The sequence below is a fragment of the Micromonospora sp. NPDC005254 genome, from assembly GCF_042872525.1.
Classification (GTDB): Bacteria; Actinomycetota; Actinomycetes; order Mycobacteriales; family Micromonosporaceae; genus Micromonospora.
Window position 1 is genome coordinate 613849 of sequence record NZ_JBIAKM010000003.1, and the last position, 15255, is coordinate 629103.

The 15255-nt window shown below is 72.0% G+C and carries 11 protein-coding genes; all 11 read right to left on the minus strand.

Translation table 11 applies throughout. The features are described from left to right. Positions 1 to 41: 41 nt before the first annotated feature. Positions 42 to 1451 (minus strand): GH1 family beta-glucosidase, encoded by a 1410-nt coding sequence (locus ACFYPR_RS12515; RefSeq protein ID WP_387259838.1) that lies wholly within the window; start codon positions 1449 to 1451, stop codon positions 42 to 44. Further along, complete coding sequence (gene yicI / locus ACFYPR_RS12520) at positions 1448 to 3688, minus strand: alpha-xylosidase (RefSeq protein ID WP_355067165.1); 2241 nt, start codon at positions 3686 to 3688, stop codon at positions 1448 to 1450. The genes ACFYPR_RS12515 and yicI overlap by 4 nt, the downstream gene beginning before the upstream one ends. Next, on the minus strand, positions 3685 to 4554 hold the full coding sequence (locus ACFYPR_RS12525) for a carbohydrate ABC transporter permease (RefSeq protein WP_387259841.1): 870 nt from the start codon (positions 4552 to 4554) through the stop codon (positions 3685 to 3687). The genes yicI and ACFYPR_RS12525 overlap by 4 nt, the downstream gene beginning before the upstream one ends. 1 nt (position 4555) lies before the next feature. Further along, positions 4556 to 5524, minus strand: a complete 969-nt coding sequence (locus ACFYPR_RS12530) for a carbohydrate ABC transporter permease (RefSeq protein ID WP_387259844.1) — start codon at positions 5522 to 5524, stop codon at positions 4556 to 4558. Between the two features lie 67 nt (positions 5525 to 5591). Further along, on the minus strand, positions 5592 to 6896 hold the full coding sequence (locus ACFYPR_RS12535; protein ID WP_354858366.1) for an extracellular solute-binding protein: 1305 nt from the start codon (positions 6894 to 6896) through the stop codon (positions 5592 to 5594). Between the two features lie 85 nt (positions 6897 to 6981). Beyond that, a complete protein-coding gene (locus ACFYPR_RS12540; RefSeq protein WP_387260019.1) occupies positions 6982 to 8031 on the minus strand; it encodes a LacI family DNA-binding transcriptional regulator in 1050 nt (349 codons plus the stop codon). Positions 8032 to 8208: 177 nt separating this feature from the next. Further along, positions 8209 to 9141, minus strand: a complete 933-nt coding sequence (locus tag ACFYPR_RS12545; RefSeq protein WP_387259848.1) for an amidohydrolase family protein — start codon at positions 9139 to 9141, stop codon at positions 8209 to 8211. Further along, positions 9138 to 9947, minus strand: coding sequence for a metal-dependent hydrolase (locus tag ACFYPR_RS12550; RefSeq protein ID WP_355067169.1), 810 nt, complete (start codon positions 9945 to 9947; stop codon positions 9138 to 9140). The genes ACFYPR_RS12545 and ACFYPR_RS12550 overlap by 4 nt, the downstream gene beginning before the upstream one ends. A gap of 102 nt (positions 9948 to 10049) precedes the next feature. After that, positions 10050 to 11684, minus strand: coding sequence for a serine/threonine-protein kinase (locus tag ACFYPR_RS12555; RefSeq protein WP_387259851.1), 1635 nt, complete (start codon positions 11682 to 11684; stop codon positions 10050 to 10052). A 118-nt stretch (positions 11685 to 11802) separates the two neighbouring features. Further along, positions 11803 to 13761, minus strand: a complete 1959-nt coding sequence (locus ACFYPR_RS12560) for a protein kinase (protein WP_387259854.1) — start codon at positions 13759 to 13761, stop codon at positions 11803 to 11805. 83 nt (positions 13762 to 13844) lie between these two features. Then, positions 13845 to 15179 carry a glycosyltransferase family 4 protein gene (locus tag ACFYPR_RS12565; protein ID WP_387259857.1) on the minus strand — a complete coding sequence of 445 codons (1335 nt, stop codon included), beginning with the start codon at positions 15177 to 15179 and terminating at the stop codon, positions 13845 to 13847. Positions 15180 to 15255: the final 76 nt, after the last annotated feature.

A 15255-nucleotide genomic window follows, 5' to 3' on the forward strand; every position in this document is an offset into this window, starting at 1 on the left:
GGGGCGTGCGGAGCCGGGGCGCGGCGTGGGGAGGCAAGCCGTTACTCCGCGGGCTGGTCCAGCTCGCCGGTGGCGGCCAGTCGCCGGTACCAGTGCGCGCTGTCCTTCCAGATGCGGTCCTGCGTGTCGTAGTCGACCCGGATGATCCCGAACCGGCGGTCGTAGCCGTAACCCCACTCGAAGTTGTCCAACAGCGACCAGACGAAGTAGCCCCGCACGTCCACGCCCTGCTCGCGGGCGTCCGCCACGGCGGAGATGTGCCGGCGCAGATAGTCGATCCGCCGGTCGTCGTGGATCCGGCCGTGGGCCGACACGGCGTCGTCGAAGGCAGCGCCGTTCTCGGTGATCATCAGCGGCTGCCCCGGGTACTCCCGGCCCAGCCGCAGCAGCAGCTCGGTCAGGGCCGGCGCATCGATGTTCCAACCCATCGCCGTGTACGGGCCGGGCTGCGGCAGGAAGTCGACGTCGTCGGCGCCGACCCACGGCGAGTGTGCCGACGCGCCGTGACCGTCAGCGTCCGAGCGGGCCGAGTGCCCGTCCCAGGCGCGAACCAGGGTGCTCGAGTAGTAGTTCACACCGAGCACGTCCAGGGGCACGGCGGCCGCCTTCTCGTCGCCCTGGTGCACGAACGACCAGTCGGTGACGCCCGCCGTGTCGGCCAGCAGGTCGGCCGGGTACGCCCCGTTCAGCATCGGGCCGAGGAACGCCCGGTTGGCCAGCGCGTCGATGCGGCGGGCCGCGTCGACGTCCGCCGCCGAGTCCGACGCCGGGCGGATCACGTGCAGGTTCAGCGTCACCGACAGCTCTGCGGTCGGGGCCAATTCCCGGACCACCCGGCCGGCCAGGCCGTGCGCGAGGTTCAGATGGTGCACCGCCGCCAGCGCGGCCGCCGGCTCGGTCCGTCCCGGCGCGTGCACGCCCGAGCCGTAGCCCAGGTACGCCGAGCACCACGGCTCGTTCAGCGTGGTCCAGGTGTGCACCCGGTCACCGAGCGCGGCGACGATCCCCGACGCGTACTCCTCGAAGCGCAGCGCCGTGTCCCGCACCGGCCACCCACCGGCGTCCTCCAGCTCCTGCGGCAGGTCCCAGTGGTACATGGTGGCGACCGGGCGGACGCGGCGCTCCAGCAGGCCGTCGACCAGCCGGGAGTAGAAGTCCAGGCCGGCCTGGTTGAACCGGCCGGATCCGCCCGGCTGCACCCGCGGCCAGGAGATCGAGAAGCGGTACGCGCCCAGGCCCAGCTCGGCGATGTGGTCGAGGTCCTGCGGCCAGCGGTGGTAGTGGTCGGCGGCCACGTCACCGGTGTCGCCGTTCAGCGTCCGCCCCGGGGTGTGGCTGTAGGTGTCCCAGATGGACGGCCCTCGGCCGTCCTCGGTGGCCGCGCCCTCGATCTGGTACGCCGCCGTGGCCGAGCCCCAGAGGAAGCTCTCCGGGAAGGTGCGTGCCGTCATCGTCCTGCTACCTCCGTCCCGGCGACCACGCAGTGGTACGCCGACGAGTCACCCGCCACCAGTTCCGCCGTGGCCACGCCGTCGCGGAAGCTCACCTCGAACTCCGCGCCCGGCCCCTCGCCGGGCGACGGAATCCGTACCCGTTGCCGTTGCCCCTCCGCCGGAGCGTAGAGGCGCAGTTGCACACCGTCCGCCCAGTCGTAGTCGGGCCGATCGGAGCGCGATCCGAACGGGATCACCGCGCCCGGCCGGGCGAGCACCGGCAGGCTGTCGAACTCGTGCTTCTCGGTCACCCAGGCCGGGCCGGTGAGCTGCGTGCCGGTCACCAGGTGCGTCCACGTGCCGGCGGGCACGTAGAAGGTGACCTGGCCGTCGGCGCTGAGCACCGGCGCGACCAGCACGTCGGAGCCGAGCATGTACTGCCGGTCCAGGTGCGCCGCGGCCGGGTCGTCCGGGAACTCCACGATCATCGGACGCATCATCGGGATCCCGTCGCGGTGCGCCTCCTGCGCGGCGGCGGCCAGGTACGGCATCAGGCTCAGCTTGAGCCGGGTGAAGTGCCGCAGCACGTCGACGGCCTCCTCGTCGTACGCCCACGGCACCCGGTACGAGCCGGAGCCGTGCAGCCGGGAGTGCGAGGAGAGCAGGCCGAAGGCGATCCACCGCTTGAAGACGGCCGGGTCGGGGGTGCCCTCGAAGCCGCCGATGTCGTGGCTCCAGTAGCCGAAACCGGACGACGCCAGGGACAGCCCGCCGCGCAGCGACTCGGCCATCGCGACGAACGTCGACTCGCAGTCGCCGCCCCAGTGCACCGGGAACTGCTGCCCGCCGGTGGTGGCCGAGCGGGCGAACACCACCGCCTCGCCCTCGCCCCGCTCGGTCTCCAGCAGCTCGAAGACGGCCTTGTTGTAGAGGTAGGAGTAGTAGTTGTGCATCCGCTGCGGATCCGAGCCGTCGTGCCACACCACGTCGGTCGGGATGCGCTCGCCGAAGTCGGTCTTGAAGCAGTCGACGCCCATGTCCAGCAGGACCTTGAGCTTGCCGGTGAACCAGCGGACCGCGTCCGGGTTGGTGAAGTCGACGAGCGCCATGCCGGCCTGCCACTTGTCCCACTGCCAGACCGACCCGTCCGGGTTGCGGACCAGGTAGCCGGCCTGGCGGCCCTCCTCGAAGAGGTACGAGCGCTGCGCGATGTACGGGTTGATCCAGACGCACACCTTCAGGTCGCGCTCGTGCAGCCGGCGCAGCATCCCCTCGGGGTCGGGGAAGGTCGCCGGGTCCCAGACGAAGTCGACCCAGTGGAACTGGCGCATCCAGAAGCAGTCGAAGTGGAACACCGACAGCGGCAGGTCCCGCTCGGCCATTCCGTCGACGAACTCGGTCACCGTCTTCTCGTCGTACGAGGTGGTGAAGGACGTGGACAGCCACAACCCGTACGACCAGGCGGGCACCCGGGCCGGCCGGCCGGTCAGCGCCGTGTACCGGCGCAGCACGTCCTTGGGGGTGGGCCCGTCGATGACGTAGTAAGTGAGGGACTGGCCCTCGACGCTGAACTGGTTCTGCGCCACGACCTCCGAGCCGACCTCGAACGACACGTGCTCGGGATGGTCCACGAAGACCCCGTAGCCGGCGCTGCTCAGATAGAACGGCACGTTCTTGTACGCCTGCTCGCTGGCGGTGCCGCCGTCGTCGTTCCAGATGTCGACGGTCTGGCCGTTCTTCACGAACGGGCCGAATCGCTCGCCCAGCCCGTACACCGTCTCGCCGACGCCGAGGGCGAGCCGCTCGTGCACGTGCCGGCGGCCCTCGCCGTCGGTGACGATGCCGACGCTGCGCGCGGTGGAGGCGGTGATCAACCGGTCGCCGTGCAGGAACTCGACCCGCCAGCCGTCGATGAGCGCCACCCGGGCGGTCAGTTCGCCGGTGGTCAGCGACGCGGTGATGCCGGTGATGTCGACGGTGACCGGGTGCGCGTCGTCGGTGGCCAACCCGAAGTGCGGCTCGCGGGGCAGCCCGCCGCTGTGGTGACCGATGGTCACCCCGACGACGCCGGGGGCGGGGGAGAAGAACCGGACGGTGACGACGGGCCGGTTGAGGGTGTCGCCCCGACCGGTGATCTGACCGGCCGGCGCGAAGACGGTGAAGCCGCGCTCGTCCGGCTCGACCGATTCCACTGTGCCGGGGCGCAGCACGCTGACCCCCGGGCGCAGTTGCCAGTACCCGTCGGTGAACTTCACTTCTCGGCTCCTGCCGTGATGCCGCGCGCCAGAGTGCGCTGGAAGATGAGGAAGAAGAGGATGGCCGGCACCAGGCTGATCAACGCGCCGGCGTTGGTCGTCGGGGCGTCCATCAACCGGTCGCCCTGCAACGACGCCAGCGCGACCGGGATGGTCTGCGTCTGGTTGTCGATGAGCATGACCAGCGGGATGAGGAACTCGTTCCAGGTCCAGATGAAGAAGAAGATGAGGAGTACGGCGAGCGTGGGCCGCAGGTTGGGGAAGACCACCCGCCACAGCACCGTCCACTTGCCGGCGCCGTCGAGCGCGGCGGCCTCCAGCAGCGAGCGCGGGAAGGTGCCCAGGACCGAGGCCAGCAGGTACGTGCCGAACGCGCTCTGGATCACCGTGAAGATGATGATCACCGAGAGCCGGGTGTTGTAGAGGCCGATCTCCTTCGCCACGTAGTAGAGCGGGTAGATCAGCGCCTCCTGCGGCAGCATGTTGGCCAGCAGGAACAACCCGACGATCCACAGCCGGCCGCGGACCCGGCCGATGCCCAGGGCGTACGCGTTGAGCAGGGAAACGACGACGCCGAGCACCGCCACGGAGCCGGCGATGAGCGCCGAGTTCCACAGCTTGAGCGGGAAGTTCACCTCGGTCCAGTACGTCCGCAGACCTTTGGTGTAGAACTCGCCCGGCCAGCTCAGCGGCCCGCCCGACGAATAGTCGCCGGGCGACTTGAACGCGTTGAGCAGCATGAACGCGAACGGCACCAGCATGACGAGCGCGCCGAGGGTGACTCCGACGAGCACGACCCAGCGGCTGACGCCGCGGTGGTGCCGGTCGCGGACGGGCCGGTGCACCGGCGTGAGCGTCACGGCCATGTCAGAACCCCCGGTCCCGGCGCTCGCTGCGCGCCTGCATCCAGATGAAGACCACGGCCACCACGACGATGATCAGCGTGAGCACGGTGGAGATCGCGGAGCCGTAGCCGACCTGGAGTTTCTTGAAGAACGTGTAGTACGCGAAGTACGACGGCACGTTCGTGGCGTTCTCCGGGCCGCCGCGGGTCAGCGCGAAGATCGGCCCGAACACCTTCAGCGCGGCGATGGTGCAGGTCAGGGCCACCACGAAGGTCTCCGGCCGGATCTGCGGGAGGGTGATCGCCCGGAACCGGTGCAGCCAGTTCGCGCCGTCGACCTCGGCCGCCTCGTACAGCTCCGGGTCGACCCGCTGCAACGCCGCCATGAAGACGACCACCGGGTAGCCGATCTGCACCCAGATCATCACCGCCATGACGGCCGGCAGGGCCGTGCCCGGGTCGCCGAGCCAGTCGTGGCGCAGCGCGCCGAGGCCGACCGCGTCGAGCAGGCTGTTGAACGCGCCGTCGGGGCGCAGGATCCAACCCCAGACGATGCCGGCCACCACCACGGGCAGCACCTGCGGCAGGTAGAACGCGGCCCGCAGCGCGGCGGCGGTACGCGGCTTGAACCGGCGCCCGATGACGTCGAAGAGCACCGAGGCGAGCAGCAGCCCGAGCAGGGTGGGCACCACCACCATCGCGACGATCATCGCCACGGTGTTGCGGAACGATGCCCAGAACACCTCGTCGTGCAGCAGGCGCTGGTAGTTGTCGAACCCCACGAAGGTGGGGTCGCCGATGCCCGACCACTTGGTCAGCGAGAGATAACCGGTGCCGACCAGGGGCGCGCCGATGACCAGGACGAACAGCACCGCTCCGGGGAGCAGGTAGAGCCAGTACGCCGCGTTGCGGCCGCGCGGTCCGCGGCGGGGCTTGCGCGGGGAGGGGGTCGCCGTCGGGTGTGGGGCGGCGACGGTCTCGGAGACTGCCATGGAAGATCCTTCCCGGCGGGGCGGGCGGGCACGCCGGTCGTGCCGGTCGTGCCCGCCGCTCGCCGTGTCACTTGCCGGTGATCTCCTTGACGCCATCGGCGTACGGCTTGGCGATCGTGTCGAGCACCTGGTCGGGGGACTTCGACCCGTTGATCAGGCCCTGGAAGCCACCGACCAGCACGTCGTAGTAGCCGGGCACCGGCCAGTCCGGGTAGAAGGCCAGGCCGTCCTGCTTGCTGACCGTGTTGAAGTCCTCGATCAGCTTGCGGTCCTTGGGGTCGCTGATCTTCGACGCGTCAGCGGCGACCGGGACGCCACCGTTGTTGCCGATCAGGTCCTGGATCTCCGGACGCAGGGTGATGTCGATGAAGTCGTACGCCAGGCTCTTGGCCTTGCTGTTCGACGGGACCACCCAGATGTTGCCCGACGAGCCGGCGTTGAGGGTGTTGCCGGGGAAGAGGAACGTGTCCCAGTTGGCCTTCATCTCGGTCTTGAACCGGCCGTACCACCAGCTGCCCGAGACGATCATCGGGGTCTTGCCGGCGATGAACGCGGTGCCCATGTCCTCGGCCTTGAGGCTCGCCGAGTTCTTGGCCACGTAGCCCTTGCGCACCCACTCGGCGAAGGTGTCCGCGCCGTACTTCAGCGGGTCGGCCTTGAAGTCGACCGGGTTCTTGTAGAGCTGGTAGTTGTCGACGAACTGCCGGTCGGCCTTGGAGAGCGCCAACTGGTAGAAGAGCTGCCCGGCCGGGTACTCCGCGCCGGCCATGCCCAGCGGCGTGACGCCCTTGCCGACGAAGGTGTCCATCGCGGCGGTCATCTCAGCCATGCTGGTCGGCACCTTGACGCCGTTGCGGTCGAACAGGTCCTTGTTGTAGTAGACCGTGACGTACTCGCCGTAGTTCGGCACGCCGAACCAGTTGCCCGACCCCATCACGCCCTTGTCGCTGTACCGGGCGGTGGTCTGGAGGCTGGGGCTGAGCTTGCCGGCCCAGCCGCGCTTGTCGGCCTCGGCGCTCAGATCGGTGAGCAGACCCTGCGACGACAGCAGGCCGGCAGTCGCGTTGCCCTTGTTGTACTCCATGATGTCCGGGCCCTCGGACGAGTTGATGATCATGCCGGCGTTCTGCTGGATCTGCTCGAACGCCTTGCGCTCGAAGCGCACCTCGACGCCCGGGTGCTCGGCCTTGAAGATCTCGATCGCCCGGTTCCAGCCGACCCCCATCGCGCTGTTCTCGCTCTCGTAGTGCCAGAGCTTGAGGGTCTTGGCCCCGCTGTCGTCCTCGCTCTCGCCGCCGCCGCACGCGGCCACGGTGGTCGTCGCGGTCGCCGCCAGGGCGATCGCCGCGACGATCCGGCGGAATCGCTGCATTGCTATCCTCCTCGTTGAGTATCGAGCCCGGTACTTCACTGGGTCCGTCGTCGCGTTGCCGCGCGACGGCGGGCCGTTTCGCTGGTCAGCCCCCGCCCGTCGGGGACGGTTCGGTGGTGACTCGTGCCGGCCGACGTGGCCCGGCGGTCGATCCCCGGATCTCCAGCGCGCACGGCAGCAGTTGCTGGTGGCGCTCGTGGCCGGGCCCGTCCAGGTGGCGCACCAGCGCCTCGATCGCGATCCGGCCCAGGGTCGACCCGGGCGACGTCATCGCGGTCAGCGCCGGGGTGGCCAACTCGGCGACCTGTGGCGAGGTGACCATCGAGACGACCGAGACGTCGTCGGGGACCGACAGCCCCCGTCCGGTCAGCTCGCCGAGGATGCCGAAGATCGCGGTCTCGTTCATCGCCAGCACGGCGGTCAGCTCCGGCGTCCGCGCGAACGCGGCGGCCAGGGCGGCCCGCCCACCGGCGGCGCTGTCCTCGGCCGGAATCATGACCGGCTCCAGGCCGTGCCCGGTCATCGCCGTGACGAACGCGTCCCGGGTGCGTAACGCGGGACCGTAGCCGCTGGCGAGCGTGGCGGCCGAGTGGTTGACGTAGACGATCCGGCGGTGTCCCAGGCCGACCAGGTGCGCGACGGCCTCCCGCACGGTCTGCTCGAAGTCGATGTCGACGTAGGAGAGCCCGGTGGTGTCGCCGGTGCGCCCGATCAGCACCAGCGGCACGCCCGCCTCCTGGAGCACGGTGACCCGCTCGTCGGCGAGCTGCACCTCCATCAGCACGACGCCGTCGAGCATCCGCTGGCTGGCCAGCCGCCGCAGGTCGTCGAGGTTGCCGCCGCCGACCGGCGAGAGCACCAGGTGATAGCCGACGGCGCTGGCCGCGGCGGCGGCGCCGGTGACGAACGCGGTCTCGGTCGCGCCCAGGCCGCGCTCGTCCATCGGCATCAGCAGGCCCAGGATGCGGCTGCGCCGGCTGGCCAGCCCGCGGGCCATGGCGTTGGGCTGGTAGTCGAGCTCGGCCATCGCGGCGAGCACCTTGTCCCGGGTGGCCTGGGAGATCGGCCGGGTGCCGGTGAGCACGTACGACACGGTGCTGACCGAGACCTGCGCAAGGCGGGCGACGTCGTGCATCGTGGCCACCGCGCACCTCCTCCGGCCCGGCGTGGGATCGCTCCCGAATGATCGTCGAAGCGTTTCGACGAAGCGTTTCGACAGACGCTAGGCCACCTGTTACGGCGACGTCAATAGCCGATGTCGAAAACAAGTCGGGCCCACTGGCCCGGCTGGGGCGGCCCCGGCTGGGGCGCTTTACGGCAGGTCGAACAGGGTGGCGGCGTTGTTCCAGCAGACCGCGCGTAGCCAGTCGTCACCGAGGTCCAGCCGGGCCAGCCCGGTCAGCTGGTCGGCGTACGGGTAGGGGATGTTGGGGAAGTCGCTGCCCAGCAGCACCTTGCCGGCGAGGCCCAGGTCGCGCAGCCGGGGCAACTCGTCGGCGGGAAAGGGCACGAACCGGTCGAAGAACGGCGTGAACGCCATGGTGGTGTCCAGCCGGACCCGCTCGTACGCCTCGGCGAGGTCGAGGAAGGCCCGGTAGTCCGGCGCGCCGAGGTGCGCCACCACTGCGGTCAGCCGGGGGTGCCGGGCGAGCAGGTCGGCGAACGGGGCGGGCCCGGTGTGTGTCGTCCCCACCGGGGCGTGCCCGGCGTGCACAACCACCGGCACCTCGGCGTCGGTCAGCGTCCCCCACACCTCGTCCAGTGCCGGGTCGGTGGGGGAGAAGCCGCCGACCTGCACGTGCACCTTGAACAGCCGGGCTCCGTCGGCCAGCGCGGCCTCGACGTACGCGGCGGCGCCGGGCTCGGGGAAGAAGGTCGCCGAGGGCAGGCAGCCCGGGGTGTCCCGAGCGAACTGCAGCGTCCAGCGGTTGAGGTCCGCCGCCATGCCCGGTCGATGGGGGTACGCCAGCGCGCTGAACGCCCGTACCCCGAGGTGGCGCAGGTGGGCGACGCGGTCCGCGTCGCTCCACCGGTAGCGGATCGGCCACTCGGTGCCGACCAGCGGCCCGGCGGCGTCGAAGTACTCCCACACGCGGCGCAGCAGCCTCGGCGGCAGGAAGTGCACGTGCACGTCCGCCAGCCCGGGAAGTCCCAGCGCGCGCCAGAACTCCGGCACCCGCGCGTCCTCGGCCGGCGGTGACGGCGGGCTCTCCGCCGGGGGTGACGCGGGGTCGGCGTGGGTCATACGTCGATGTTGAACCGTTGCAGCACCGATGGCGCGACCAGGCCGGCGGTGGCGAGCACCGAGACCACGGTCAGCACGGCGCGCAGCACGACCACCTCGGTCTTGCTGCCGGTCCGCAGCGCGATGCTGTTGGGCAGGCCGATCATCGTCCACATGCGTCGGCGGATCGGGATCGGCCAGAGGATCGGCACCCCGGCTCTGGTGATCATGTCGCCGAGGATGTGCACGAAGCAGCCCACCCCGACAGCCGTGCCGATCAGGGGGTAGCCCCGCCCACCCGGCAGGTTGGCGAAGGTGAACCAGGCCGCGCCGGCCGACGCGAGCGTCACGATCACCCAGCCGGCCCGTTCGGCCCACTCGTCGAAGAGCCCGCGCAGGGCGAGACCGAACATGAAGAACAGGATCGTGATCACCGCCCACTTGCCGTACGCGGCGCAGAGGGCGGTGGTGCCCCAGCCGACCAGCAGCGTGAACGGAAGCGTGTGGGTCAGCGTCCGGTGCCCGTTGTTGCGACGCGGATCCTTGCTGAGCTTCGTCGCGTAGTAGACACCGAGCGAGATCTTCTCCATCACCTCGGCGACGAAGAGCGAGAAGACCCCGAACGTACGGGCGACGGTGGCGCCACCCTGGTTGCGGGTCACCTTGCCGGACAGGTCGAGGTCGGGAAAGAGCGCTCCGCCCGCGCACACCGCCGTGCCCACCGCCAGCGCCAGCGGCGACTGGTGGTAGTCGGCGAACTGGTCCAGCGCCCAGGACCCGGCCAGCCATACCGCCGCGCCGGACAGCGCGTGCGACGGTCCCATCATCTCGGCTCACCCTCCCCAGGGATCTTGAGCGCCAAAACTACGCCACTGTAGCCAGCGCCGGTGTCGCAGGGGCGTCAGTCATGCGGTCCATATCGGACAGTGTCAGAGGGTGGGCGTGAAGCTCTGCCGGATCATCACGAAGTATGCCGCGTTGACCTGCCAGTCGAACTCTTTTGTCAACCACGAGACGGTGTAGGCGCGCCCGGCCGAGGTGTTGGCGAGCAGCCGGATGCTGTGCACCCGCTCACCGGCGGCGTTCTCCCAACTGCACTCCCAGAGGGCCCCGCCGTCGAAGACGTCGAGCGCCGAGATGTCCACCTTGCGGTAGCCCGGCAGCGCGCCACCGGCGACGAGCCGCTTCTCCTCGGCCTTCCAGTGCGCCACCGGATCGACCTGCGGCGGCCCCGCCTCGACGCTGAGCACCCGGGCCCCGCTGGGCTCCCGGAAGCAGGTCACCGCCCCTTCGGTCCAGCGTGCCCAGGCCACCGGCGCCGCGATGCGAAAGCCGGTCGGGTCGACGTGCCAGGTCCAACCGTCCCGCAGCCCGTACCGCGCGTCGCTGGGCGGCGACGCCGACGGCACCGGGGTGGCCGTCGGCGGCGGAGGTGCCGCGCAGGCGAACGCGGCCGGTCGGGTGGCGGTCGCGCCACCTCCGGCGCCGGACGGCGGCATCCGCTCGTCCTGGTGGTTGAGCAGCGTCGCCGTGACACCCCCGGCGACGAGCAGGACGGCGGCGGTCGCCGCGCCGCTGAGTGCGATCAGCCGTCGGCGTCGGCCGTTCGGGCGGGCCGTCGGCGGGCGGATCGACGGCGCCGCGTCGTCCGGCGGACCCGCCGGGCCGACCGGGGTGGACGCTGCCGACCGGCCCGCGCTGCGGACCGCCGCCACCGCCGAGGTGGGAGCCGGCCCGGCTGGCCGGTCGCGGTCGGCGGCCGCGGCGCGCAGCAGCTGCTCGGCCTCGATGGCGGTCAACCGCCGCCAGGGGTCGCGCTGCAACAGGCCGGTGATCACCGGACGCAACGGGCCGGCCCGGCGCATCGGATCCGGCGGTTCGGTGGCCAGCGCGCTCAGCGTCGCCATCGCGCTGGACCGGGCGTACGGGGACTGCCCCTCGACCGTGGCGTAGAGCGTCGCGCCCAACGACCACAGGTCGGTACGCGGATCCGACACGCCTTCGCGGGCCCGCTCCGGCGCGACGAACTGCGGCGAGCCGAGCACCAGGCCCGGGCCGGTCATCGCCCCGTCCCCGCCGTCGAAGGTCGCCAGCCCGAAGTCGGTGAGCACCACCCGCCCGTCGTCGGCGACCAGCACATTGTGCGGCTTCACGTCGCGGTGCAACACGCCGGCGCTGTGCGCCGCTCGCAACGCCGCGAGCACGGCCAGCCCGATCCGGGCGGTACGTTGTGGACTCAGCGGGCCCTCGGTGTTGATGATCTGCTGCACCGACCGGGATGCCACGTACTCCATCACGATCCACGGATTTTCCCGGTCGTGCACCACGTCGTAGAGACGCACGACGTTGGGATGGTTGAGCCGGGCCGCCGTGCGGGCCTCGCGCATCGTCCGCAGTCGTAGTTCGGCGCGCTCGGCCTCGGCCAGCCAGGATGGCGGCACAACCTCCTTCACCGCCACGTCCCGGTGCAGCATCTCGTCGCGGGCCAGCCATACCCGGCCCATCCCGCCGGTGCCGACCAGGTCGAGCAGCCGGTACCGACCCGCGATCAGCAACTGCTGCACGGTCGCTCCCCCTCGGTCACCCCGAGTTACACGATAGCCACCAACGCGGCTTTTCTCATCCGCTGAGCGGCCTCGATCCACGCCGGACGGAGGGCCGAGCAGGGCCATACGGCGCAGGTCAGCGGGGTGGTCGGAAACTCTCTCGCACCCTCGTCCAGTCCGCGTCGGCGGCCGTCCAGTCCCGGTCGTCGGTGATCCAGCCCAGGGTCCAGCGCTCGTCCGGGAGGACCTCCTGCCGGGCGTGCAGCACCGGGCCGTACGGGGCCGTCCACCGGCACTCCCACTCCGCGCCGCCGCCGCCCGCGGCGAGCCGGATCTCGTCGTAGTTCGGCAGCGCCCCGACCCGGGCCGCGTCGTCGCGGGCCGACCGCAGTCGGGTCAGCGGGTCGGCCTCCGCACCCTGCGCGATGCTCAACGCCCGACCGGTGGCCGGGTCCTGGAAACAGACCACCGCGCCTTCGCGTGAGTAGTGCCAGGTCGCCGGCACGGAGACCCGGAAGCCGGTGCTGTCGGCGTGCCAGACCCAACCCGTGGGTGGCCGCAACCGCTCGCCCGGCAGGGGTGACCCGGCCGCGACCGGCGGCCCCGCGACGTCCGGATGGACGCAGGGGAACGGCGGCGGGGGCACGTCGCGGCCATTCGGCGGCGGGCCGGGCCGGCCGGGGCCACCACCGTCGTACGGCCCGCCGGGCCCGCCACCGCCGTACAGGCCGCCCCGGTCATCGCCGGAGCCCCCGTTCGTGCCGCTGGCGTCGTTCGGACGATCCGCAGGTGTCGCGGTGGACCGCCCGGCGGTGTCGGTCGGGGCGTCACCGGCGACGGCCAGCGCGGTGCCCACGCCAGCCGCGGCGGCCACGAGCAGCGCGGTGACGACCAGCGCGGCCCGCCGCGCCGTCGGCCGCTCGCTCAGTCGTCCGCCCAGTCGTCCGCCCAGTCGCTCGGACGTCGCAGGGGCGGGGGTTGTCGCATCCGCCGAGGCCCGGACGTCCGGTTCGCTGCTCGGGCGGGCGTCGGTCGCAGCGTTTCCCGGTGGAACGGCCTCGCTGCCGCTGGTGGTGGCGGTCGGGTCGGACTCGGGCAGCGCGATGGTGACGTCCTGGTCGGCCGGTTCCCCGGAGGCGGACGCCGCCGAGGCCGAGGAGTCGGCCGCAGCCGAGGAGCCGGTCGAGCCGGTCGAGGCCGAGGAGCCGGTTGGGGCCGGGGAGCCGGTCGCGGGCGAGGAGTGGGTCGGGGCGTCGGCTGCGGCTTCCCGCGAGTGCGCCGGCGGGCTGGGGTGGCCGGTCGCGGCGGTGAGCAGCCGGCGGGCCCCGTCGTGGTCGAGGCGGTCGCGCGGGTCGCGGCGCAGCAGCCCGGCGAGCACCGGGGCGAGCGGTCCAGCGTGCGGGGCCGGGTCGGGTGGGCCCGCGGCCAGGGCGCTGAGCGTGGCCATCGCGTTGCTGCGGGCGTACGGGGAGCGGCCCTCCACGGCGGCGTGCAGGGTGGCCCCGAGCGACCACAGGTCGGCGGCCACCGTGGACACCCCCTCGGCGGCCCGCTCCGGGGAGACGTACTGCGGGGAGCCGAGCACCAACCCGGGGCGGGTCATCGCGCCGTCCCCGCCGTCGAAGGTGGCCAGCCCGAAGTCGGCGAGCATCACCCGGCCGTCGTGGGCGACGAGCACGTTCTGCGGTTTGACGTCGCGGTGCAGCACTCCGGCCGTGTGCGCGGCCTCCAGCGCACCGAGCAGGGCCAGGCCGATCCGGGCGGCGCGGGCCGGCTCCAGCGGCCCCTCGGCGTCGACGACGTCCTGCAGGGTGCGCGACGGGACGTACTCCATCACGATCCACGGGCTGCCCTCGACCGGGACGACGTCGTAGAGCCGGACCACGGCGGGGTGGTTGAGCCGGGCCGCGGCGCGCGCCTCTCGCAGCGTGCGCGAGCGCAGCTCGGCCCGTTCGTGGTCGGCCAGCCAACTGGGCGGTACGACCTCTTTGACCGCGACCTCGCGGTGCAGCATCTCGTCGCGGGCTCGCCACACCCGACCCATGCCCCCGCGACCCACCAGGTCGAGCAGCCGGTACCGACCGGCGATCAGCACCTGCGCACGCTCCTCCTCAGCCGCTGTCCGGGGTACACCCTAACCAGTGGATCGGAAGTCACCTATCGGTCGTCCGACTTGGCTCAGCAGGCGGCGTGGTCGGCGGCGGCGAGCAGATTGCCCTCCGGGATGGCGATCCGGTCACGCCCGCCGGCCAGTCGGGCGGCGGCCCGCCGGGCCTGGAGCGGGCCGTGTTCGCGACGGGCGGTGGCATAGGTGGCGGCGGTGCGGGCCGCGATGCTGGCCCAGCCGTACCGCTCGCCGACCATGCTGCGGGCCCGTCGGGCCACCCGCCGGGCGAAGACCTCGTCATCGAGCAGTTGGTCGACCGCGCCCGCGAGGGCCGCCGGGTCGCTGTGCGGGAACGTCACACCGGTCACGCCGGACTCGACGATCTCGGCGAGGCCGCCGGTGCGGGCCACCGCCAGCGGCGCTCCGGCCGCGGCCGCTTCCAGGGCCACCATGCCGAACGGCTCGTAGAGGCTGGGGACCACCGTCGCGTCGGTCGCGCCGAGCACCGCCGGCAGTTGGGTGGCGTCGAGGAAGCCCGTGAAGCGGACGGTCGAGCCGAGCGCCAGGCGGCGGGCCTCGGCCTCCAACTCGGGGCGGTACGGGCCGTCGCCGGCGATCACCACGCGCAGGCCGGGGTGCCGCTCGCGCAGCCGGGGCACCGCGTGCACGAGGTGCTGCACGCCCTTCTCGTACACCAGGCGTCCGGCGTACCCGACGAGGGGGCCGTCCGCGGCGAACCGTGCGCGGGCCGTGGCGACCGCGCGCGGGCGGGCCCGCCAGGCCCGGTCGTCGACCCCGTTGGGCACCACGTCGACCAGCCCGGTCGGCACGTCGAACAGCGCGCTGACCTGGTCGCGCATGTAACCCGAACAGGTGATCACCCGGGTGGAGGACCCGCTGAGCCAGTGCTCGACGCCGTGGATGGTGCGGTTCATCTCCTCGGGCAGCCAGCCCTGGTGCCGGCCCGCCTCGGTGGCGTGGATGGTGGTGACCAGCGGCAGGTCGAGGTGTTCGGCGAGGGTGGTCGCGGTGTGGGCGACGAGCCAGTCGTGGGCGTGGATGACGTCGTAGCTGCCGGCCTGGGTGGCGCGTAGGGCGGTGCGGGTGAGGGTGTGGTTGAAGGCCATGGTCCAGGCGAGCAGGGAGCTGGTGGCGAGGGGGAAGGTGACGGGGTCTTCGGGTGCGCGCAGGATGCGGACGCCGTCGGCGTATTCCTCCAGGGGTGCGCCGTCGGCGTGGCGGGTGACGACGGTGACGTCGTGGCCGGCGGCGGCGAGGGCGACGGAGAGGGCGTGCACGTGTCGGCCGAGGCCGCCGACGAGCACCGGCGGGTACTCCCACGACAGCATCAGCACCCGCAGCTGACGGGCGGGGTGGATGTCGATCACGTGGGCGTCGGGTGACATGCGGCCCCCTTTGAGTTGTCCCCGGGCGCGCGCCGACCGACACCGGAGTCGGTGTCGCCGTCGCGTCTGGATCGGG